Source organism: Deltaproteobacteria bacterium, from assembly GCA_019309045.1.
Classification (GTDB): domain Bacteria; phylum Desulfobacterota; class Syntrophobacteria; order BM002; family BM002; genus JAFDGZ01.
The window spans coordinates 25,416-46,465 of record JAFDGZ010000041.1; the positions used below are offsets into that span (position 1 = coordinate 25,416).

The 21,050-nt window shown below is 53.1% G+C and carries 16 protein-coding genes; 8 read left to right on the top strand and 8 right to left on the bottom strand.

Features of this window, described 5'->3' with window-relative positions:
* Window positions 1-21 precede the first annotated feature (21 nt).
* The 6 genes from ftsZ (at window position 22) to JRI89_10335 (ending at window position 8,331) form a co-directional block, all read left to right on the top strand.
* Window positions 22-1,176 carry a cell division protein FtsZ gene (ftsZ, locus tag JRI89_10310; GenBank protein ID MBW2071634.1) on the top strand — a complete coding sequence of 385 codons (1,155 nt, stop codon included), beginning with the start codon at window positions 22-24 and terminating at the stop codon, window positions 1,174-1,176.
* Window positions 1,177-1,392: 216 nt separating this feature from the next.
* On the top strand, window positions 1,393-3,150 hold the full coding sequence (locus JRI89_10315; protein ID MBW2071635.1) for a radical SAM protein: 1,758 nt from the start codon (window positions 1,393-1,395) through the stop codon (window positions 3,148-3,150).
* A 14-nt stretch (window positions 3,151-3,164) separates the two neighbouring features.
* A complete protein-coding gene (locus JRI89_10320; GenBank protein ID MBW2071636.1) occupies window positions 3,165-3,929 on the top strand; it encodes a ribonuclease H-like domain-containing protein in 765 nt (254 codons plus the stop codon).
* A gap of 321 nt (window positions 3,930-4,250) precedes the next feature.
* Window positions 4,251-4,694 (top strand): Hsp20/alpha crystallin family protein, encoded by a 444-nt coding sequence (locus JRI89_10325; protein MBW2071637.1) that lies wholly within the window; start codon window positions 4,251-4,253, stop codon window positions 4,692-4,694.
* Between the two features lie 39 nt (window positions 4,695-4,733).
* Window positions 4,734-7,049 (top strand): endopeptidase La, encoded by a 2,316-nt coding sequence (gene lon / locus JRI89_10330; GenBank protein MBW2071638.1) that lies wholly within the window; start codon window positions 4,734-4,736, stop codon window positions 7,047-7,049.
* 271 nt (window positions 7,050-7,320) lie between these two features.
* Complete coding sequence (locus JRI89_10335; protein ID MBW2071639.1) at window positions 7,321-8,331, top strand: OmpA family protein; 1,011 nt, start codon at window positions 7,321-7,323, stop codon at window positions 8,329-8,331.
* A gap of 113 nt (window positions 8,332-8,444) precedes the next feature.
* Here JRI89_10335 and JRI89_10340 read toward each other — a convergent pair whose 3' ends face one another.
* From JRI89_10340 to JRI89_10355, 4 genes are all read right to left on the bottom strand, one after another.
* A complete protein-coding gene (locus JRI89_10340; protein ID MBW2071640.1) occupies window positions 8,445-8,612 on the bottom strand; it encodes a hypothetical protein in 168 nt (55 codons plus the stop codon).
* Window positions 8,613-9,110 carry a methylated-DNA--[protein]-cysteine S-methyltransferase gene (locus tag JRI89_10345; protein ID MBW2071641.1) on the bottom strand — a complete coding sequence of 166 codons (498 nt, stop codon included), beginning with the start codon at window positions 9,108-9,110 and terminating at the stop codon, window positions 8,613-8,615. It abuts the gene before it with no gap.
* A 48-nt stretch (window positions 9,111-9,158) separates the two neighbouring features.
* Complete coding sequence (locus JRI89_10350) at window positions 9,159-10,463, bottom strand: glutamate-5-semialdehyde dehydrogenase (GenBank protein MBW2071642.1); 1,305 nt, start codon at window positions 10,461-10,463, stop codon at window positions 9,159-9,161.
* Window positions 10,464-10,698: 235 nt separating this feature from the next.
* A complete protein-coding gene (locus tag JRI89_10355) occupies window positions 10,699-11,265 on the bottom strand; it encodes a hypothetical protein (protein MBW2071643.1) in 567 nt (188 codons plus the stop codon).
* A gap of 528 nt (window positions 11,266-11,793) precedes the next feature.
* On the opposite strand from JRI89_10355, the gene JRI89_10360 reads away from it, so the two are divergent.
* A complete protein-coding gene (locus tag JRI89_10360) occupies window positions 11,794-14,175 on the top strand; it encodes a PAS domain S-box protein (protein MBW2071644.1) in 2,382 nt (793 codons plus the stop codon).
* A gap of 7 nt (window positions 14,176-14,182) precedes the next feature.
* Here JRI89_10360 and JRI89_10365 read toward each other — a convergent pair whose 3' ends face one another.
* Window positions 14,183-14,884: an ABC transporter substrate-binding protein gene (locus JRI89_10365; GenBank protein MBW2071645.1), complete on the bottom strand. Its 702-nt coding sequence runs from the start codon at window positions 14,882-14,884 to the stop codon at window positions 14,183-14,185.
* 57 nt (window positions 14,885-14,941) lie between these two features.
* Between JRI89_10365 and JRI89_10370 the strand changes: the two genes are divergently transcribed.
* Window positions 14,942-15,322 carry a VOC family protein gene (locus JRI89_10370; protein ID MBW2071646.1) on the top strand — a complete coding sequence of 127 codons (381 nt, stop codon included), beginning with the start codon at window positions 14,942-14,944 and terminating at the stop codon, window positions 15,320-15,322.
* A 118-nt stretch (window positions 15,323-15,440) separates the two neighbouring features.
* Here the strand turns inward: JRI89_10370 and JRI89_10375 are convergent, their stop codons facing one another.
* The 3 genes from JRI89_10375 to JRI89_10385 form a co-directional block, all read right to left on the bottom strand.
* Entirely contained in the window at window positions 15,441-17,087 is a 1,647-nt protein-coding gene (locus JRI89_10375) for a DNA integrity scanning protein DisA nucleotide-binding domain protein (protein MBW2071647.1), read from the bottom strand.
* Window positions 17,088-17,266: 179 nt separating this feature from the next.
* Entirely contained in the window at window positions 17,267-19,012 is a 1,746-nt protein-coding gene (locus tag JRI89_10380) for a 50S ribosome-binding GTPase (protein MBW2071648.1), read from the bottom strand.
* A gap of 39 nt (window positions 19,013-19,051) precedes the next feature.
* Window positions 19,052-20,782 (bottom strand): GTPase domain-containing protein, encoded by a 1,731-nt coding sequence (locus JRI89_10385; protein MBW2071649.1) that lies wholly within the window; start codon window positions 20,780-20,782, stop codon window positions 19,052-19,054.
* Window positions 20,783-21,050: the final 268 nt, after the last annotated feature.

A 21,050-nucleotide genomic window follows, 5' to 3' on the forward strand; every position in this document is an offset into this window, starting at 1 on the left:
AAGGGAGGCAGGAGGTGAATCATGATTTTTGAGTTTGCAGAGTGCGAAAACGCAGCAAAGATCAAAGTGATCGGCATTGGAGGCGGCGGGGGCAATGCCATCAACAACATGATCGAAGCCAATCTTGTTGGCGTGGACTTTATTGTCGTCAACACTGACTCCCAGTCCCTGGAGACCTCTCTAGCTCCAGTAAAGATCCAGATAGGAGCCACCATCACCAAGGGACTGGGGGCGGGCGCCAATCCGGAAGTGGGCCGCAACGCCGCTCTGGAGGATTCGGAAAAAATTAAAGAGGTCCTCGAGGGCAGTGACATGGTGTTCATCACCGCCGGCTTTGGCGGTGGCACGGGCACTGGCGCCAGCCCCGTGGTGGCAGAAATTGCCAAAGAACTGGGCGCCCTCACTGTGGCTGTCGTGACCAAGCCTTTCAACTTCGAAGGCCGTCAAAGAATGAAGCAGGCGGAACGCGGCATCCAGGAACTCAAGAAGGCGGTGGACACCATCATCACCATCCCCAACGACCGCCTTATCAGTCTGGCACCCAAAAGGGCGACCTTTCTGGAAATGTTGAAGAGAGCAGACGAAGTGTTGCTCTACGCCGTCAAGGGCATCTCCGACCTCATCATGATCCCTGGTCTGGTTAATCTCGATTTCGCGGATGTGAAGACCATTATGAGCGAGATGGGCATGGCCTTGATGGGAACCGGCATAGCCAGCGGTGACAACCGCGCCACAGAGGCTGCCGAACAGGCCATCTCCAGTCCGCTTCTGGAAGATATCTCTATCAGCGGCGCCCGGGGCCTGCTCATGAACATCACCAGTGGACCTGATCTCACCATCGAGGAGGTCCAAGAAGCCTCCTCTCTCATTCAACAGCAAGCCCACGAGGACGCCAACATCATCTGGGGAACCGTGCTGGATTCGAACGTGGGTGACGAGCTGCGCGTCACGGTAATTGCCACGGGCATCGGCGAAGTGGATGCCAGACCGAAACCAGATCTGGGAGTTATTCAAGGCAGCCGCCAGGCGGACGACCTGGAGATTCCCACTTTCCTTCGTCAGAGTAAGAAACTTGCTGAGTCGAGCAGTGAAGGTGCAACCTGCAGCATCAGGGATCTGGCCTTTGACGAGGACGAGTTGGATATTCCCACATTTCTCAGACGCCAGGCCGACTGATAATCTGCAATGCCCGGCCTGCAACGGCGGAGCTTCTGCTTCAGCCGACTTAAGGGACAGGCATATGCAGGCGGCAGACATAGACGGCTATCTATGGCATAATGAGGCAAAAGTGTTTTCTTTGTGCTCTCCACAAAGTCATGTTCCCCAGGCGGGCGTTAGGCTGCAGCGCACCATCTCTTTTGATGGTGTCGCAGCAAGACACCGGGGTGTTCAATGTCTAGGAAGTATCGTCAACGGCTGCAGCAACAGCTTGCCCGAGAGCTGGGCACGGTCAGAAAAGACTGGCAAGGAAGGGTGACAGTGGCACTGCTATATCCCAACCGATATTACCTGGGCATGTCCAACCTCGGCTTCCAGACCGTGTACAAAGAGTTCAACAAGCTGGAAGAGGTGGTTTGTGAACGCTTCTTTCTGCCAGAGCGCGAAGATATTGCTGCATTTAGCTCGAAACAGCCATTGCTTTCTCTGGAAAGCCAGAGGCCCCTGAAGGATTTTGCCATTGCAGCCTTCTCTGTATCTTTTGAAAATGATTATCCCAACCTTGTTCACCTCCTGAGACTTGGTTGTCTAACCCTCTACAGCTCCCGCCGCCACCAGCACGAGCCCCTGGTGGTGGCGGGTGGCGTCGCCACCTTTATCAATCCAGAACCCATAGCACCGTTCGTTGATCTCTTCCTGCTCGGCGAGGCTGAGGACCTGCTGAGCCGCTTTATCCACTCATGGCAGCAGGGGCAACAGCAAAAAATGTCGAAATCCACTCTGCTGGAGCAGTTGGCCTGCACAGTGCCCGGGGCATACGTACCATCTCTCTACCGGACACAACATTATGCGGACGGGCGCCTGGCAGCGTGGGAGCCACTGCCTCCAGCACCCGCCAGAATCAAGATCGCCAGGAGCAAGACTTCCCGCCAACAGCCGGCAGTGACCACTATTGTCACACCGGACACTGAATTTGCTTCAGCCACCCTGGTGGAGCTTGGTCGAGGATGCGGCCGCGGCTGCCGCTTCTGTGCAGCCGGCTTCGTTTACAGACCAGTTCACTTTCACAGCAGCCACCTGGTGCTTCGTACAGTGGCAGAAGCAGGGCTGCCGGTAGACAAAGTGGGTCTGGTAAGCGCCGCAGTTTCTGACCACCCTGAGATAGACTCCCTTTGCCTCGAGCTGCGAAACCAGGGCTGTAACCTGACCATTTCTTCCCTCCGAGCCGACTCTCTGACGCCGCAGCTGCTCGAGACCCTGGCTGCCAGCGGCCTGCGCTCCCTGGCCATCGCACCTGAAGCTGGAAGCGAACGGCTGCGGCGGGTGATCAACAAGAAGCTCTCCGAGGCACAAATTCTGGATGCTGCTGCCGCTATATTCGAAAGTGGCTTCGTCCATCTTCGCCTTTATTTTATGGTGGGACTGCCCACCGAAACAGAAGAGGACGTCAAAGCAATGGTCCAGCTGGTCAAGCGGTTGAAGCACACTCTGCTCGTTGTGGGCCGTGGTCGAGGCCGCCTTGGCACTATCACTGTCAGTCTCAACTCATTCGTGCCAAAGCCGTTTACTCCTTTTCAATGGACAGGCTTCTGCGACCTCGCAGTACTGAAAAAGCGAATCCGCAAGATAAAGCGCGAACTGGCGCCGGTGGCCAACGTCCGTGTCCATGCCGACGTACCAAGATGGGCTTACAACCAGGCCCTGCTCTCCCGTGGCGACAGGCGACTGGCCTCATTATTGGAACAACTGGTAAAAAATCAGGGCAACTGGCCTCAGGCGGTCAAGAGCGTCAATGTCAACCCGGAATTCTATGTCTACCGTCAACGGCAAAGGGATGAACTCTTGCCCTGGGATTTCATGGATCATTCCATAGACAAAGGATTCCTTTGGCGGGAGTATCAGAGGGCCCTGGCCGAAAAAACTACGCCAGCCTGCGTTCCCGAAAGCTGCACGGCCTGCGGTGTGTGTCCTGCTGGCTCCACGCCCTCCTGAATGTCACAACTGTCATGCTCGAGCACACCTTTATCCATCTGCCCTTCATTGGCCCGCGCACAGAGGTGCAGCTCTGGCGTCAGGGCATACTCACCTGGGAAGATCTCAACCACCACCTTGGCCATTGGCCCAAATGCGTCAAAAGAAGAGAAGCCATGCAGCGAGCACTCGAAGAATCCTGGCGCCATCGGCAGCAACCCACCTATTTCCACAGTCACCTGCCCAGCAGTGAAAGATGGCGGCTGTATGGTTCGTTTCGGCACAGCTGTGCTTTCCTTGACATCGAGACTACGGGCCTCAGCAGCTTTGCTTATGAAATAAGCGTGATTGGCATCTTTGACGGGCTGCACCTGTACCAGTTTGTCAACGGCCGCAACCTGGAGGAATTCGAGGAGGTCATCTATCATTACGATCTGCTGGTCACCTTCAACGGCAGCCGCTTCGACCTTCCCTTTATCACTGCTTCATTTCCCAACTTCCGCTTCCAGCATGCCCATATTGATCTCCGCTTTGTGCTGCATCATCTGGGCATCCAGGGAGGCCTCAAAAAAATAGAGCCTCTTTTCGGCATCCACCGCCACGCTGACATCAGGCAAATGGGAGGCTATGAGGCGGTTCTGCTCTGGCAGGAGTACCTGCGAGGCAGTTCAGAAGCCCTGGAACGCTTGCTCCTTTACAACCGGGCGGATGTACTGAACCTGCAGACCATAATGGAAGCTGCTTATGAACGACTTCTCCGCCGACTGGAATCCAGGATAGGCAAACTGTTGTTTTCTTGATTTATAATGTCCAAGAAATACTCCCAGCTGCCGCTTGCCCGCCGGCTTGTGCCAGCGACTGCTCTCGGCAAAGTCTTGACGAAGCCGGGAGTCCTGACGAAGACGCAAGCCACTGGCGAAGCCGGACTTGTCAGGGCGTAGCCAAAGGCGAAGCCAAGGACAGCGCAGTCTGAAGCCTGCGGCTACCGCCATAATGCCACGATATTTCCCGATAACCGACAACTGACAACCAATAACTGACAACCCCCACTCCCTTGCAAAAATGGCGAAGCGTTACTAATTTATTAGGCATAATAGCCTCTCTAACTCCCGGAGGAATCCATGAAGTGGTTCGACGATGAAATCGACAAGGAATTTGAGCGCATGCGCCGACGCATGGAGCAGACCTTTGGTGCTCTGAGACGGCAGACTGCGGCAACGCTTCTCAGTGACAGCGGCTGGCGCCCTCAGATGGATCTGTACGAGACCGATGGTGATTACGTTGTCCTCGTTGCCCTGGCTGGCATGAAGCCAGAGGAGCTGGAAGTAGTTGTTGATCGGGATACCCTGCGAATCTCAGGCAACAGATGTCGACCCTTGAGCCAAGGGATTATTAAGGTTCACCAGATGGAAATAGACTTCGGTCCCTTTAGTCAAACTATCCGTCTGCCGGAGGCGGTCGACTCGAACCGGGCAAGCTCCACTTATCGCGACGGCTTTCTGACGGTGCGTCTGCCCAAACAGAGCAAGGTCACCGCCACCATTAGCGTCACTGTGGAGGAGTAATCTTCAGTTCGAGCCAGAATACTTTTCAAGGAGTCTCTGATGGCTGATGACGCAGCACCAGTAACCACTGTCCAACAAAGTCAGCAGGTGCCCGAGCAGTTGCCAGTGCTGCCTCTGCGGCAAGGTGTGCTCTACCCGGAGCTCACCGTACCTCTGATGGTGACAACCCCCGAGCACAAGAAGCTGGTAGACGACGCCCTGGTAAAGGACCAGATGCTGGCGGCTGTAGCACAAAAAAATGACAAGGTCAGCCATCCCAGGATGGCTGACCTCTATCAGGTTGGGGTGGCTGTTTTTATCCTGAAAATGATGAGAACACCTGACGGCGCTTACCACCTGCTGGTGAGAAGCTTCAAGAAAATCCGCTTGCTGGAGGCAGTTCAAGAAGAGCCATATCTGGTGAGCCGCATACAGGTTATTGACGAACATATCGAGGTTGACCAACAGATAGAGGCCATGGTGGTAAACATCCGCAACCTCTTTCAAAAGATGGTAGCGCTGAGCAGTCTGCCTGACGAACTGGGTGTGCTGGCTATGAATGTGCCCGGACCCTACCCTCTGATCTATCTGGTGGCCTCCAACCTGGACCTGCCCCCGGCGCAGGCCCAGGAAGTTCTCGAAAGTGAAGATCTCAACAGTGTTCTCGAACAGTTGACCGTCTCCCTCAACAAAAAGCTGGAAACCCTCGAGCTCAGCCAGGAAATTCAGAAAAAGGTCAAAGAAGGCATGGACAAGAGCCAGAGAGACTTCCTGCTGCGGGAACAACTCAAGGCCATTCAGAAGGAACTGGGAGAGAGTGATGAACGGACCATGGAGGTGGAGGAACTCAGGAAACGTCTGGCAGATACTCCTATGCCGGCAGAGGCGCGCAAAGCTGCAGAAAAAGAACTCGACCGTCTGAGTCGCATGCCTCCTGCCGCCGCTGAATACACGGTGTCACGCACCTATCTGGACTGGCTGCTCGACCTTCCCTGGGAAACAGCCACCGAAGACAACCTCGATATGGCCGCTGCTCGCCAGACATTAGACCAGGATCATTACGACCTGGAAAAGGTGAAGAAACGCATACTGGAATATCTGGCTGTACGCAAGCTGAAGAAAGATCTCAAGGGCCCTATCATTTGCTTTGTGGGCCCTCCCGGAGTGGGCAAAACCTCCCTGGGCCAGTCAATTGCCAGAACACTCGGAAGAAAATTCGTGCGCATCTCCCTGGGAGGCGTCCGCGACGAGGCTGAAATTAGAGGCCATCGCCGCACTTATGTTGGCGCCCTCCCGGGGCGCATCATTCAGGGGCTTCGCAAAGCTGGCACCAACAATCCTGTGTTCATGCTCGATGAAATAGACAAGGTTGGCACCGATTTTCGCGGCGACCCTTCTTCTGCCCTGCTCGAGGTGCTGGACCCAGAGCAAAACTCGACATTTTCGGACCACTACCTGGAAGTTCCCTTTGACCTTTCCAGGGTCATGTTTATTACCACGGCAAACATCCTGGAAACAATTCCAGCGGCGCTGCGGGACCGCATGGAAGTAATGGAGCTGCCCGGCTACACAGACCAGGAAAAACTGCTCATTGCCAAGAGACACCTGTTGCCCACTCAGCTCCAGGAGCACGGCCTCAGCGCGGATCTCCTCACAGTGGAGGATGAGGCCATTGTCACCATCATCCGCTCCTACACTCGGGAGGCCGGAGTGCGCAATCTGGAAAGACAATTGGCAGCGCTGTGTCGCAGTGTGGCCTCAGCAGTGGCCTCAGGCAGAGAGGAAGCCACTACCATTACCAGTGACAATCTGGCCGACTATCTGGGTCCTGCCAAGTATATCCCGGAACTTACTGCCAGGACCTGGGGCCCCGGCCTTGCCACGGGTCTGGCCTGGACGCCCACAGGCGGTGAGATCATCTTCATTGAAGCTGCTCGGATGCCAGGGAAAGGCAACCTTACCCTCACCGGCCAGTTGGGAGATGTGATGAAAGAGTCCGCTACTGCAGCCCTGACCTACGTTCGTGCTCACGCAACCGAACTAGGGCTTGGCGACAACTCCTTCGACAAAACAGATATCCATGTGCACGTGCCAGCTGGTGCCATCCCTAAAGATGGCCCATCTGCCGGCATTGCCATGCTGGTAGCATTGACCTCGCTCATGACCGGCCGGCAGAGCCGCAGAGAGGTCGCCATGACTGGAGAGATTACCCTGCGAGGCGATGTTCTGCCGGTAGGCGGCATCAAAGAAAAGGTGCTGGCAGCAAGCCGCGCTGATCTCGTTGATGTCCCTGAAGAAATCCGCCACAGTATACGCTTCCATTTTGTCCGGGCTATGCCCGAGGCCCTGGAGGTTGCTCTGGAAACCCAGAAATAAGCACCTGCCCTTGACAAGTCTCTTTACGCAACTTAACTTTGTGCACCAGGTTGATAACAAGGTGTAATGGAGTTATATCAGTTCTATCTCTATAAGCCTACAATCCACACTCTCAGGAACGGAACCTTAAGGCATTTCAATCCGGAAGAAATAAATAACAGTTGCTTCTATACTCAACTGCTGCGAGGGTACTGTCGCTCTAATTTGAAAATAAAGAGGGCGATTCTTTATAGCTGATACATCAACAACTGAAACGAAAAGGAGTAAGCAAATGAAGAGTATCATGAGAACACTGATGCTGCTAGGTCTGGTCATGGGATTATCGTTGTGTTTGACCATTCCAGCGAGCGCCAAGATCATCCCGAGGGTAACCAACTTCGTTATTCTGGTAGATCAATCCGGCTCCATGTTCATGAACTATGACAAGGGCAACAGGACAAAGGCCGCGCTTGCCAAGGAAACCCCGACAAGAAGATTGATCGGTCCTGAAACGTACAGTCGGGCCTTTTTCAGACCGCACTTTCAGGCCTTGCCTACGGAAGGAAAGGTTTATCGGAATCTTACCGCCCTTGGCCCCGCCATCTCTGACACCGACAATGTGCTGCAACTCTTTACAGGGAGCAGGATGGTAGTTCTGGTCTCAGACGGCCGGGCCACGGAGGGCGGCGACCCTGTGGAGGCAGCAAAAGCCCTGTACGCCAAATACCCCAACCTCTGTATACACGTGGTCTCACTCGCTGATGAGGACAAAGGCAGAGAGGTTTTGAAAACCATAAGCGGCATGGGCAACTGCGTCTACGCTGAGGGATCTGATCTGCTGTCAGACCCCACGGCGCTGCAGAACTTTCTCAGTCAGACATTTTATGAGGAGATTCCGGATGAAGCCCTAGTGGCTATACTGCCGCCGCCGGCGAAGCCCCCGGGAACTCTGGAGATCATCACTATTCATGCACCTTACTTTGACTTTGACAGCGCCGAAATCAACGCAGACTACATACCTGCTTTGGATCTGGTGGTTGACAAGCTGGCCAGCAATCCGAATCTCAGCATCGTTATAGAAGGCCACACGGATTCTACTGGCCCAGCAGAGTACAACCAGAAGCTTTCTGAGCGCCGGGCCCAGGCTGTCCAGGCCTATCTGCTCAAGAAAGGTGTGCCTGCAGACCGGATGACAGTCATAGGCTGGGGTGAGAGCAGGCCAAGAATCAGCAATCTGACCCGCGAAGGCAGAGCAGCCAATCGCAGGGTAGAAATCAGGGTGTTGGAAAGAACCGGTCAGTAAGTTAGCCGAAACAAGAGAAGGACGCCGCATCTGGCGAAAAGAGTTGGAAGCGGGTCCTTCAATATCCAGCCTGGCAAACCTCCCCTTTCCATAAAGGGGAGGTTTGATTTTTTTTAGGCTTGTAAATCTTCTTCCTTTATTTCTCTGCCGCAATCAGGACACAGGCTGATCTCCTGGAGATTCAGATCAAAGAAGCGCTGCATCCACTCCTTGCCGGTCCACAGATACTCGATCCACACCTCGTAGCCGCACTGACAATAGCCCAATTTGCTGTTGATCATTCAAATAGATCCTTCATGCCTGAGCAGCCACTCTTTCCTCCACAAGCCGCTGCCATAGCCAATCAATTTGCCGTTGCTGCCGATGATACGATGACAGGGCACCACCAGAGCAATCGGGTTCTTGCCATTGGCTGCACCCACGGCCCTCACGGCCCGGGGTCTGCCTATGGCCACGGCAATATCGCGGTAGGAGGCCAGCCGTCCATAAGGAACCTCGAGCAATTGCCGCCAGACCTTTTTCTGAAACCCGGTTCCGTCCATGTGGATCTTCAGGTGGAAATCCTGGCGTCGATGGTAGAAATACTCGTCCAGCTGGCGGACAGCCTCGCGTACGGCTGGATGAGAGTCATATGCTGGCCGCGGACTCTGGACAAAGCTCAGGGAGGTTATGGCCTCAGCAGTGCCGCCCACCTCGAGGAGACCGATGGGCGATTCATAGTAGTCGTAGTATAGAGGCGTCACAATTTGTTTGTCAGCAATATTGTTGGCTCTGCGCATCTCCGTCACCCAGGGCAAGCGCCAAAATCCACTTTCAGCAAAATCAAGCTACACTACCTGGTTGAACTTTTTTTGAAGTTTTCTATGAATGAATGATTTTGCTTTTTCCCCGGTGTAGTCAGCAACTATATGGCCATTGCCAAAAAGCAGCCACTTGTAGATCAACAACCCCTCCATGCCCACAGGACCCCTGGCGTGTATCTTGTTGGTACTGATGCCCACCTCTGCGCCCAGGCCGTAGCGATAACCGTCGCTGAATCTGCTGCTGCAGTTCAGAAAAACATCAGCAGAATCTACCAGGTTCATAAACTCGAGGCCTCTGCTTCTGTCCCCAGTTACAATCACATCTGTATGTCCTGAGCCATACTTGTTGATGTGTTCGATTGCCTCCTGCAAACTGTCTACTATTTTGACTGCCAGGATCAGGTCCAGGTACTCTGTTCGCCAATCTTCCTCTGTCGCCCGGACCACCTCGATAATCTTACCTGTCTCCTCGCAGCCCCGGATTTCTACCCCTTTTTGCTCCAGACTCTTTTGCAGCTGCGGCAGCAGCGCCTTTGCTGCATCCCGGTGTACCAGCAGTGTCTCAGCTGCATTGCACACAGCCACATACTGGCACTTGCTGTCCAGCACGATTCTCTCGGCCATTTGCAGATCGGCTGTCCTGTCCACATACACGTGACAGATGCCCTCAGCATGTCCCAGGACTGGAATATTGGTATTGGCCATTATGTGTTGCACAAAGGCATTGCTTCCCCGGGGGACAATCAGATCAATGTACTCGTCGAGTCGCAGCATTTCCGCCACATCTGCCCGCGTTTCGAGCAGAGCCAGCCAACCTGCGGGGATCCCTGCCTTGACACTCGTCTGGTAAATAATCTCAGCCAGTATGCGGTTCGTCTCTGCAGCCTCACTGCCACCCTTCAAAAGCACAGCATTGCCGCTCATGAGGCACAGTGAAGATATTTGCACCAAAGCATCAGGCCTCGATTCAAAGATTACCCCGATCACACCGATAGGACAGCTCACTTTATAGAGTTCCAGGCCCTCATCCAGCTCCATGGCACTCAAAGTCACACCCACAGGATTCGCCAGTGCCTGCAAACTTTGCAGCCCCTGGCAAGCCTCCTTGATCTTCGCCTCGTCAAATTTCAGTCGCTTCAATAGAGGTGCGGCAAGATTCTCTTTTCTGGATCTCTCCAAGTCCTGGCGATTTGCAGAGACAATGTCATTTGTTCTCTTTTCAAGTGTTGTGGCAATCGCAGCAAGAGCCCGCTTTTTTAACTCGCCACCAACTGCCGCCAACTGAATTGCCGCCCCTTTTGCTTGCAAGGCTGCCTGCCTGGTATCCATTGCACCCCTCGTTCGTAATCAGCATATTTCATGAAAGGCCAGTAGCGTTCACACCCACGTCAGTCTTTCTCTCCAGGCCGCAGACCCTGGCTCTGAGTCCAAAAGCAGTGCTGTCTGGAAGCAGACCAAGAGAACCAGCCAACCTCGCCCGGCTGCCATCTGATGAGTCCCTGGGGTTGCCTGGAGGACAATTATCTTGCCAGCTCGAGCACGTCCAGCCGCAAAACGCCTTGTGTCAATTGCCAGCATCTTCGGCCATCTTCTTTTTCAAGGCCCGGTATCTTTCAAGGTCAATAGTGACTCTGTTGCCTGCATTGTCAAGATCCTCCTGTTTGATCTTGTTGCCATTTTTGTCATAGTAAACAACTCTTTTATAAACACCAAGGCGACCAATGAGACTGTTCTTGTTTATATAGTATTCTCTCTTGTATAACTGGTTATCCTTGTGATAGAAGTTTACCATTCTGTAAAATCCATAGACTCTAGAGTGAGTATCAGTTGAGTAGATTTCTCCAATTTTTTCTTTTCCCCAGGAATAGGAGACAGTTCTTTGCCAGCCTTCCTTATTAGCCTGTTCTGGTCTGGCTACTACTTCAGTTTTCACTTTTACTCCCTTGTTATTATAGGAGTATATTATTTCTTGTATACCTTTCTTGTATTCCTGGTCTTCAGAAGAAAATTCAATCCTTTTTGTTATGCCACCATATTCATTATTAGTAGCAATTACTTCTTCTGATTTCGCATACAAACTGCTCCCTGTAAGCGTCCACACAAGAATCAACAAAAGACAACTTCGCTTCACTTCAGATCTCCTTTACCCTGTATGCCTAATTTGCCCAGACAACGGCAGTAAGCAACATCCCAAGCCTGGTGATTTAGATAGCCATCTGCCCCTGGAGCAGGAGGAGCCGAAATGATTTGCCTCAAACTCACCCCTGACAGGGACCACCAGCAAGCAGAAACCGGGGGAAAACACTGTAAACCAACAAGTGGCATCGATTATAGCAATAACGGCCAAGATTACAACCTGCAGCTGTCTGGCCTCTGCACTGTTTCTGTTTTGGGACACTTCAGCAATTCAGTCTTCGACCAAGTCGACTCTGTGAGCAGCGCGGATTTCCCTCGCATCTGCCTGGGCCGTCATGGCCGCGGTCCGGTTTCAATCCTCCACCATCGAGCCCCAGCAGCAATCCCTGGCCCAGAAGCTGAACAGTGATCAATATATTGCCGACGAACTGCATTGCCATCTTACGGCTGATTGGGGTAGCATTGTAACTGGCGAAGATATGGCAGCTACAACTGTTTTGCTTTTCAACCATACGAGGAACACATGAACTGGGAAAACTATTCACGAGAGCAACTTGTTGAAAAGCTCGAATCAATGCAGCGCACCATTGCAGAACTGCAGGAGGCAGCAGGGAAGCCAAAGGAAAAAGATGAGGCTCAGCGCTTGACCGAGGCCAGATTGCGTACGCTAGTCGAGACTCTGCCTTTTGATTTTTTCATGATCGACGATAATGGACGCTACGTCATGCAGAACTCCGCCTGCGCCGAGCACTGGGGAGATGTAATCGGCAAGACTCCAGCGGAGCTGGACTTCGATCGCCGCTACATAGCGCTGTGGGAGGACAACAACCGCAGGGCTTTTGCAGGAGAGACGGTAATGGGTGAAGTCTCCTACGAGGTGGCAGGACAAGAAATGCACTTCTACAACATCATTTCACCTGTCCGTCTGGACAATCGCATCCGCGGGATTGTCGGCATCAATATAGACATCACTGAACTCAAGCAAAGAGAGAAAGAGTTGCGGGCAGCCGAAAAAAACTACCGCACTCTAGCTGAATTCGCCAGTGATGCCATCGTGGTGGTTCAGGGAGGTGAGACAGTCTACCGGAATACAACCTACGAACAACTCCTGGGCTACAGCGTGGCTGAAACCTCTGGCAGGAGCTTTCTGGAGGTTGTTGCCCCTGAGGACAGGGAGCGCATACGGCAATACTACTCGCGAAGGCTGAAAGGAGAAGCTGTACCTGAGCAGTATGAAGCAACCATAGTAACCCGCAGCGGCCGGCGGATTACCATGGAAGTCAAATCCTGTCTGATAGAATATCACGGCAGGCCAGCCGCCATGGCAATCATGCGCGACATCACTGAGCGTAAGAATGCTGAACAGGCTCTGGAAAAGGAGCACGAACAGTTGGAGGCAGAGGTAGAGCAGCGAACCCATGAATTACAGAGGCTCAATAGACAACTTCTGCGGCAAATAGAAAAACAGAAGAAAGCCGACCAGGCCCTGCGACAAAGTGAACGGAAATTCAGGGGGATTTTCGAAATCATCTCTGATGCCTACTACCGGACCGACATGGCCGGCAACCTCCTTATGGTAAGTCCCTCGGGGGTAAGAATGCTGGGATACGATACGGTGGAGGAGGTAATCGGCAAGAATGTTGTCGACCATTTATATTACAATCCAGAAGACAGAAGAAAGTTCATCGTATCTCTACTAAAGCAGGGCAGCTTGCAAAACTATGAAGTGACACTCAAAAAAAAGGACGGCACTCCACTGATTGGGGAAACAAATTCTCTGCTGGTACTCAATGAAAAGCGTGAGCCTGTGGCAATCGAAGGCATCTTCAGAGACATTACTGAGCGCAAAGAGGCAGAGGAAGCCCTCAGATTAAGCGAAGAACGTTTCCGTTCCATCTTCGAAAAGTCTGAAGATGCCATCTGCCTCATTGACAATGAAGGATATTGTGTAATGGTCAACGACGCTATGTGCCGCCTTACTGGAATGCACCGCAAGGACCTTGTCGGCACCCATTATTCTGTCTTTCTCGACGAGAACACTTATCAGCAGATGCGAAGTTACTGGCTGCAGAGAAAGCAGGGCAAACCAGCTCCCCGGCGGTATGAATTCGAGCTTATCCGTCCCGATGGTGAGATCCGTACGGTGGAAAATGTGCCCACTCTTATCCAGCTGCCTTCGGGCACAGCACTCACCGTGGCCATACTGAGAGATGTGAGCGAACGCCGCCGCACTACAGCGCTCCTCGAGAATCTGCGCGCCAGGTTGCTCAACCTTCAGGAAAAGGAGCGCAGCAACATTGCCAAAACGCTGCACGATTCAGTTGGCCAAAACATTTCAGTTCTGGACTTCAATTTAACGGCTCTGGAGGAACTGATCACGGAATACGACCGCGAACGGTTTCAAGGCCTAATCAACTATATGAGAAGGATCATCAGTGAAACCGGAGACATGCTCCGGAATATCGCTACAGGTTTGATTCCCCGAGAGGTGCAGGAGCTGGGTCTGGTTACAGCAGTTCGAGGCTTCCTCGACCGGTTCCGCCAGCAAACGCGTCTGCAGATAGTAGAAATGATCGAGGTCGAGGAGCTTGTCCTGGAAGAGAATGTGGCCATCAACATTTACCGCATCATTCAGGAGGCGTTTACCAACATCCTCAAACACGCCCACTGTCACAGCGTGCACTTTCAGATGGAACTGCAAGAGGACCATATCAAGATTCGCATTAGAGACGACGGCAGAGGTTTCGATCTCGAGGGTGTCTCCCCTGAAGCACAGGATGGCCATGGGCTGGGCCTCTTCATTATGCGCGAACGCGCCCGCGCAATAAACGGCAGGCTGGAAATCAGGGCAAGACCAGAGGCTGGCACCGAACTGCTCCTGGCCGTGCCCCACAGCTCCTGCTGAATCGCTTCTACCAGCCACTTTTTACTGACAGACGGGCAGCCCGGCTCCCTGGCGCCTGCGACAGTTTCTTTTCCAGGGTCTCCTTCTTTTTCTTGAGCAGTGCTATAGCCTGGGCCGGTGTGTGGGAAAGAAGGTAGTATTTGAACTGCATCCGGTAGAGGAGCGCCCCGCTTACTCCCAGGGCAGTGGCATCGTATGCCTTCCAGGCGTGGCCTTTCTTGAGCATGCGAACCTCTATGGGAACATTTACTCCTTTCCACAGGACAGTGAGACGTACCACTGCCGTCTTTTTGGAAATGAGCTCTTCACCAAGATAACGTACTTGCTCGCCTCTATACTTCTGCTGCAGCTTGCTCAGATAGAAGTCACCGATAAATTTGGCAAATACCGTAGTGAATTCTTGCCGCTCCTGCAGACTGAATTGCTTCCAGTTAGCAGCAAGAACCAGGCGTGAAAATGCCCCAAAATCGAAATGGTCCTGCAGAATATGCCACAACTTCTGGCGTTGTACGTCACTGAGATGCCCACTTTTATAGAGAGGATCTTGCAGAATTCGGATGCCTTCTTCGATGCCTCTTTTTACCGCTTGCAAAGGCTCCTCAGCTGCGGCTGCAGATGTTAGAATAGGATGGCAGACAACGAGAAACAGCAACGTTATCGTCAGCATCAGATATTTTCTGCGGCTTGCTCGCTGCAGCTGCAGTTTCATAGAGTCGATATCCTCTGAAAGCATCCTGGCAATCCCATAAATGTGGAGGTCAGTATCATGGAGAGCTACATTCACCCGGGTGAACAACTGGTGGTGGTATTCTATGTAGTCGACATCAGGGAATCAAGCGAATTCTACCTGGGATATGGATTCGAGACAGTTCGGGACGAGGGATCCTTCATGGAATTGAAGTGGGAGGAGTCCAGGCTTTTCCTGGTGGAGCTCCCTGATGCTCCACCTCCGCCTCCCCAGCCAATTGGCAACATGCGGATAATGGTGCCAGACGTTGATGAATACTGGAGACGCGCCAGGGAAAAAAGAGCCACTATACTGCGGCCCATTGGCGACCGGGCTTACGGTTTGCGGGATTTTATCATTGCGGGTCCAGATGGCCTTGCCCTTCGCTTCGCAACCCGCCTCGAGGATGTAAGAGGTTGAGGCCTTTGCCGACTTACCAGGAGATGGATGGTCAGGCGAACGGCAAGCAGAAGAAATCTTTTGGGCTGGCGCATCGTGAAGCGCTGTCTCTGGCAGGCAGGAGTGAAATCAGCGTGCCTCAGTCGGCAGCTGGCTCGCCGCCTATGATAAGCCTTTGACCTGGATGGATGACAGCAGCCGCGCCAAGTTTGTTGAGCTTTTGCAGCTGTTCAACAGTGAGGCCAAACCGGCGGCCTATGGCCCAAAGGGTGTCGCCCGTGCGAACCTGGTAGTATCTAGTTCTTTTTGCCTCAGAGCGAGCAACGGCTGCTGAAGCAGGAGGTTCCTTGGCAGCCAACTTGATAGTCACTTGAATTTCTTTGGGCTGGCCTTCAACAAGATGCAGTGAGGACGGGGTCAGTACCAGAGGAGCTTTGAATGTTTTCTCGCCAGCCTCTGGAGCCAGGGCATCGAGATCTACTGGCGCCGTTCTGACCCTCTTGGCATAACGCAACACAGACTCACCCCCACTCAGCTTGACGACGTCTGGCTCTGGCCGTATTTCGACTATTTTGAAGCCTGGCGGCGCCTTGCCCACCAGATGCGGCTCCACAACCAGCTCTTTGATAATGCGCCGTTCCAACTCTAACTTGACTCGAGATGGTGTGACCCTGACGACCCTCAACCCCAGAGGGAGTTCAATGTTGTCTGAATCCAGCACCACCGTGTGAACACCATTGCTGATATTCCTGAGATCAACAAAAGCACTGACCTGATTCGGTTTCAGAGCGCTGACCAATCGGCGCCTGCCAGTGATCTGCACTTCAACTTTATCGGTTGAAGCTTTTTTCAGTTCTAAATTTTCAGGAAGATTGCGAAAATCTATCGGCGTTGTCACAGTAATAAGAGAAGAAAGTTGCTTGCCAGAATAAATTCCCCACACGGTTGACACCAGAAAAAAGGTCAAGACAAAACCCGCAGTCTGAGTGAGCCATATTTTGGTCCTGCTCCTGGGCACCACCTCCTTGATAATGCCGAGCAGTAATTGATCGAGCTCCTCTTTTAACTGCAGGGGGTCTCTCGTCAACTCCACCTTCCCCCGGTGCACCACTGAGACCTGGCCGCGTTCTTCAGACACCACCAGCACCACAGCGTCGGTAAGCTCACTCAGGCCAATGGCAGCTCTGTGTCTGGTGCCGAAGCGCGAGGGTAACCCCTCTCTCTGGGTTAGAGGCAGATAAGTAGCTACTCTTACAATCCTGTTGCCCCGAACAACGATGGCGCCATCATGAACAGGACTGTGCTTGTTGAAAATGGACTCGATAATCTGGGGATCGTATCGGCCGTCTAAATGTATGCCCTCGCGCAAATGGCTTGCCAGTCTGTCTCTGTTCTGAATAACTATGAGCGCCCCTGTTCTGCTGCCGGCCAGGCGAAAAGCAGTCTCGGCGATGCTTGCCACGTCGATGCTTCTGGTTTCTTGAGGCCGCCCGAGGAAAAACCGAACCGGACTCGTCTGGATCAAAATGTCTCTGATTTCGTTTCGAAAGACAACCACTATCACCAGAACGGCAACTGTGCCGAGGCCCTGGAAAAACCAGCTGGTAAGCACCAGACCTATGGCCTGGGCAATGGCGTGAAAAATCCACAGAGACACCAGTCCCAGCGTGATTTGCAGGGCGGTGGTCCCTTTGAGCAGCAAGAAGAGCCGTTGTATGATAAAGCTGATCACCAGGATATCAATCACATCCTGCCAGCGAAAATGAAAAATAAGATCAGTGATCATCGGGGCAAATGCTCCTTCTGCCGAACCTGCATCAGAGTGCACCCAGGAGAAGTCCTCAGCTGCTCTCGAATAGAACAGAGTGGCTCAGATCAATCCTGCGGCCAGGCCAACTCCACGAATGAATCCTACTCGCTGCTCATACTCTTGTCAAAATATATAGTGCCACCATCGAGCCAGCTTCAAGCAGGTCTAGAAGCCCCTTGCTGGCTGCTTTCCGCGCCAGCAATAAGGGCAATCTCTGCCTCTACCTCTGAATTGAGCCTGGCCAGCTCTTCTGCCAGGTCATTCACTTGCTCTTGCCATATTTGCAGCAGTACTTCTCTCAGGGCAGCCATCCTCTTCTGAGCCTGCTTATGCAGCAGATTCCTGTATCGCCTGTAGAAGCGATAAGCAACAATAAGATTGAGCAGCAGGTAACTTCCTAGAGCTGCCAGACCCTTGCTGCTGAAAAGAACGTGAACCGTAGACAGCACCAGCTGCATAAAACTTTTGAGCCCGGGTGCCTCCAGCACCTGCTGCCAGGAAGCTTCAGGACCAATGGCAAAAAGAAATGCCGCCAAAAGAAAACCATAGCCTATAAACTGTATCGCCTTGAAACCTCTGTAGGTCGGCTGCCAAGCCTCGGTTGCCGCTGCTGCCGCGGCCCTGGCAAAACGATTTTCCAGATTCCTGGCCACCCTGTCTGGCTCCAGAATCTGCTGTACTCTGTGGCGCAGGGATTCGGGCATACTGTGCCGCAACAGGCTATGGTCCATCCGTGCCGCCAGCCACACCAGCCTGTCTCTAAAGACAGTGCTGACCTCCTCAGGAGGTCTAAACTGCAAGGTAGCCGGGGCAGCAGCCCTCTTGTCGGCAAACCTTCTATGCCAGCTCTCGAGGAGTACGCCAAGGGCATATCCCGGTCCCACCAGCACAGAGGGCTCGCCAGCGAGCATAAAAACATTCGGGCTGTTACCCGTGCTCAGCCAGTGATCGATTGCTTGCGCTCCCGCCTGCATCCATTGCGCTCGTTGTTCTTCGACATCGGTCGAAGCTGCGGCCACTATTTGGGAGAACCGTGTCAGCTGCTTTATTTCTTTTTCGAGTATTGTGCGGAAGTGGTCAATTTCCACATCTAGATTTGCCGTTTTGATCGCGGAAACCTGCTTGAAATCTCGTTGTTGGAAGAGATACCTCCTGAAGGACGGAAATTGATTCCAGGATGCCACTTCAGCCGAGGTAAACGCTTGCAGAGCTGAAACAAGGTAGAGAAGAGGATCACCAATGCCATGGTCGTGTATGTGTCTCTGGAAGGTTCGCCCTACGAGATCCAGCTGTTGATAAGCCTCCTGCTCGCTCTTACCATCGAACAGCATGTCAATCTTGTTCAGGACAAAGACAAAATTCTGCTCTGCTTTGGCAACTGTCTGCAAGAACTCATAGAACCTGCCGTCGGCATACTTTTCGGGTGAGGTCACCCAGACCAGCACATCCAGGTACTCGAGAAAACCAGCTACCCGTTCACGATGTTCCCCGAGAAGGCTGTCAAAGTCAGGAAGGTCACAGAGAAGAACGTGCTGGATGACATCTGCATCATGACTGATCTCCAGCCATGGAATACTTGCCTGTTGCAGGGCAGTGGGAACTTGAACATTCCGGTGTCGATAAAGGAGTACTTTGTCCGTATGGGGGCGGCGATGGCTGGTGGAGGCAATTTGCTCACCGGCAAGTGCGTTCATCAGTGTGGATTTGCCCACCCCCGTACCACCGAGAAGACCTATCATCAGAAAGCTTGTCTCGATGGAATCCAGTTTGCCGGCACATTTTTCCAGTGCGGCGCTGATCTGCTCCAGTTCGGTGGCAGAGAAAGAAAACAACAGATCCTGCTCCAGAAGGGAGCGGATCCTGTCTATTTCACCACGCAGCAATGGTAGCGTTCGCTTCATAGCACTGTTTTTCTCTTTTTACGGAGCTTCTCAGCACCGTCAAGTTATGGAATCCTCGAACTGCTGGCATAGCTCCTCTAGTTTATAGGTCAGCTCATTTGCAGTCATCAGTCTTTGCAAGCTCTGCCGGTAAAGATCGCGCTGGTGCTGCAGTACAGACAACAGTCCCTGCTCGTACCGTTTCGCCAGTTTGCGGCCAACTCGCTGGATCTCATGATAGGCAAAGAGCTCCACTGCACCTTTCGTCAAGAAAGGAGCCACTGCAGTATCGACGGCTGCATCCACAAGGGTAAGACCGCCACCAACAGCCGCCTCGAAAGAGAGCAGCAGCAGCCCCCAGAGCACAGAAGTGGAATAGATACCCAGCTCCTTTTCTTTCGAGATCCCCCGGGAAATCTTCTTGAAGTGATCCTCGAGCCACTGAATGAGTTGATCTTGCTGCTCTGTGAGACGCTGTTTGATTTCCTCGTCCGTGAGCAACACCGCAGGATCCCGCAGTGCCCTGAAAAGCGGTGCTGTAGCTTCACCGGGAGACAGCTGTTCGAGTACAGCACGATTGAATTGCTCCACTGCACTGTGCACTACTGCCTGGTCCAGTTTACGCCTGATTCTGAGCAGAGCTTCGTCATGTACTTTTGCCTCGTTCTCCCGGCGAAATCCCAACAGCCTCAACGGTGTCAGCAATAGTTCCCTGATGAAGCGGCGCGGCTTGGCGAGCACATCATACCTGGTGTAGAGCTGCCGTATTTCTCTCTGCAGATATTCCCGACTGATAGAGCTAAAGTGTTCTTTCTGCCTGGCAACTAGATCGCGGGCAATCTGCTCATACAAGGCGTCCAGACGGCTGAGCCATTTCTGGCAGGCGTCGTTTTCCTGCGCCAAGAGTGCTAGCAAGGCTCGTATACGGTTCACCAGATCCTGCAGCCTCTCTGCGCTCTGCTTCCTGGTGAAATCAGCTAACCGCTCCCCGCTGAAATCAGCCAGCAGGCTCTGCCGAAAAGCCCGGAACTCGGGTTCGGCCGCGATACTCTGCCAGGGCTGGGAGGGAACATAGGGAATGAGCCACAGTCTTTCTCCGGCTATTGACACGCCGCTTCGTGCCAGCAATTGCAGTACTTCTTTCCTGCCGAGCCGGCCATCTGCTTTATTGACGAGCACGTAGCAGGGCTTGTTGTCGGCTATGGTCTTCAACAGCGACTTATAGGGTATTTCGTCCGCATATTTTTCCTGACTGCTCACAAAGAGCACTACATCAGCCAACAGATAAAGCTGGCTGGCAAAGGCGCGGTTCTCCACCTCCACACTGTCCAGATCAGGAGTGTCCACCACGAGAAAGGGTAAGTGGGGTTGTTGTTCGTATTCCACAACAACAAGCTGGCCTGGGCGTCCTGACACAGGCCTTTGCTTTATACTTTCATAGGGTTCCCTGTCTATCTGCACAGCAGGAAATGGAAAATCTCTGTCAATTCGAGCTCCCCGGGGGGCCCATACCACCGGTCCTTTGGTCTTTGGCCGCTCAACTCCCGTATCGCTCAGCAATTCGCCCAGCAGGGCGTTGAACAAAGTAGATTTTCCTGTACCGGTGCCCCCGAGGAACACAGACCACAGGAGAGGATTGGACTGTTTGTAATAGTAAACTCTCAATCTTTCGCTGAGCTCGGCCGCTGACTCTTGAAGGTCGGCCGCCCTGATGCTGAGACCGGGGCACTGGATAGAGCCGGCAAGGTCTCTCGTCAATTCAAGCTGCCCCCCCGAGGTTTGCTCGAACATTCATTTTCGTGGCGGTGATACTGTTCCCAGATCTCTCCATCCCCACCCTGGCCGCAATGCTGGCAGCATAATTCCACCTGCCGAAATTCATACCTACCATTAGCGTGCCAGGGATGAATTTGTCAATTTAGCAAAATCAGCAGCTTCGCCTTTTCATCTCATTGGCGGAACGAGCGTGAGAGCAAGGAAGCTTGACCAGCATGTCTTGCTGGCAGCCCTTTCTCACTCACCCCTGTACTGTTGCTGTGGCAATGGTCTGCCAGTCAGC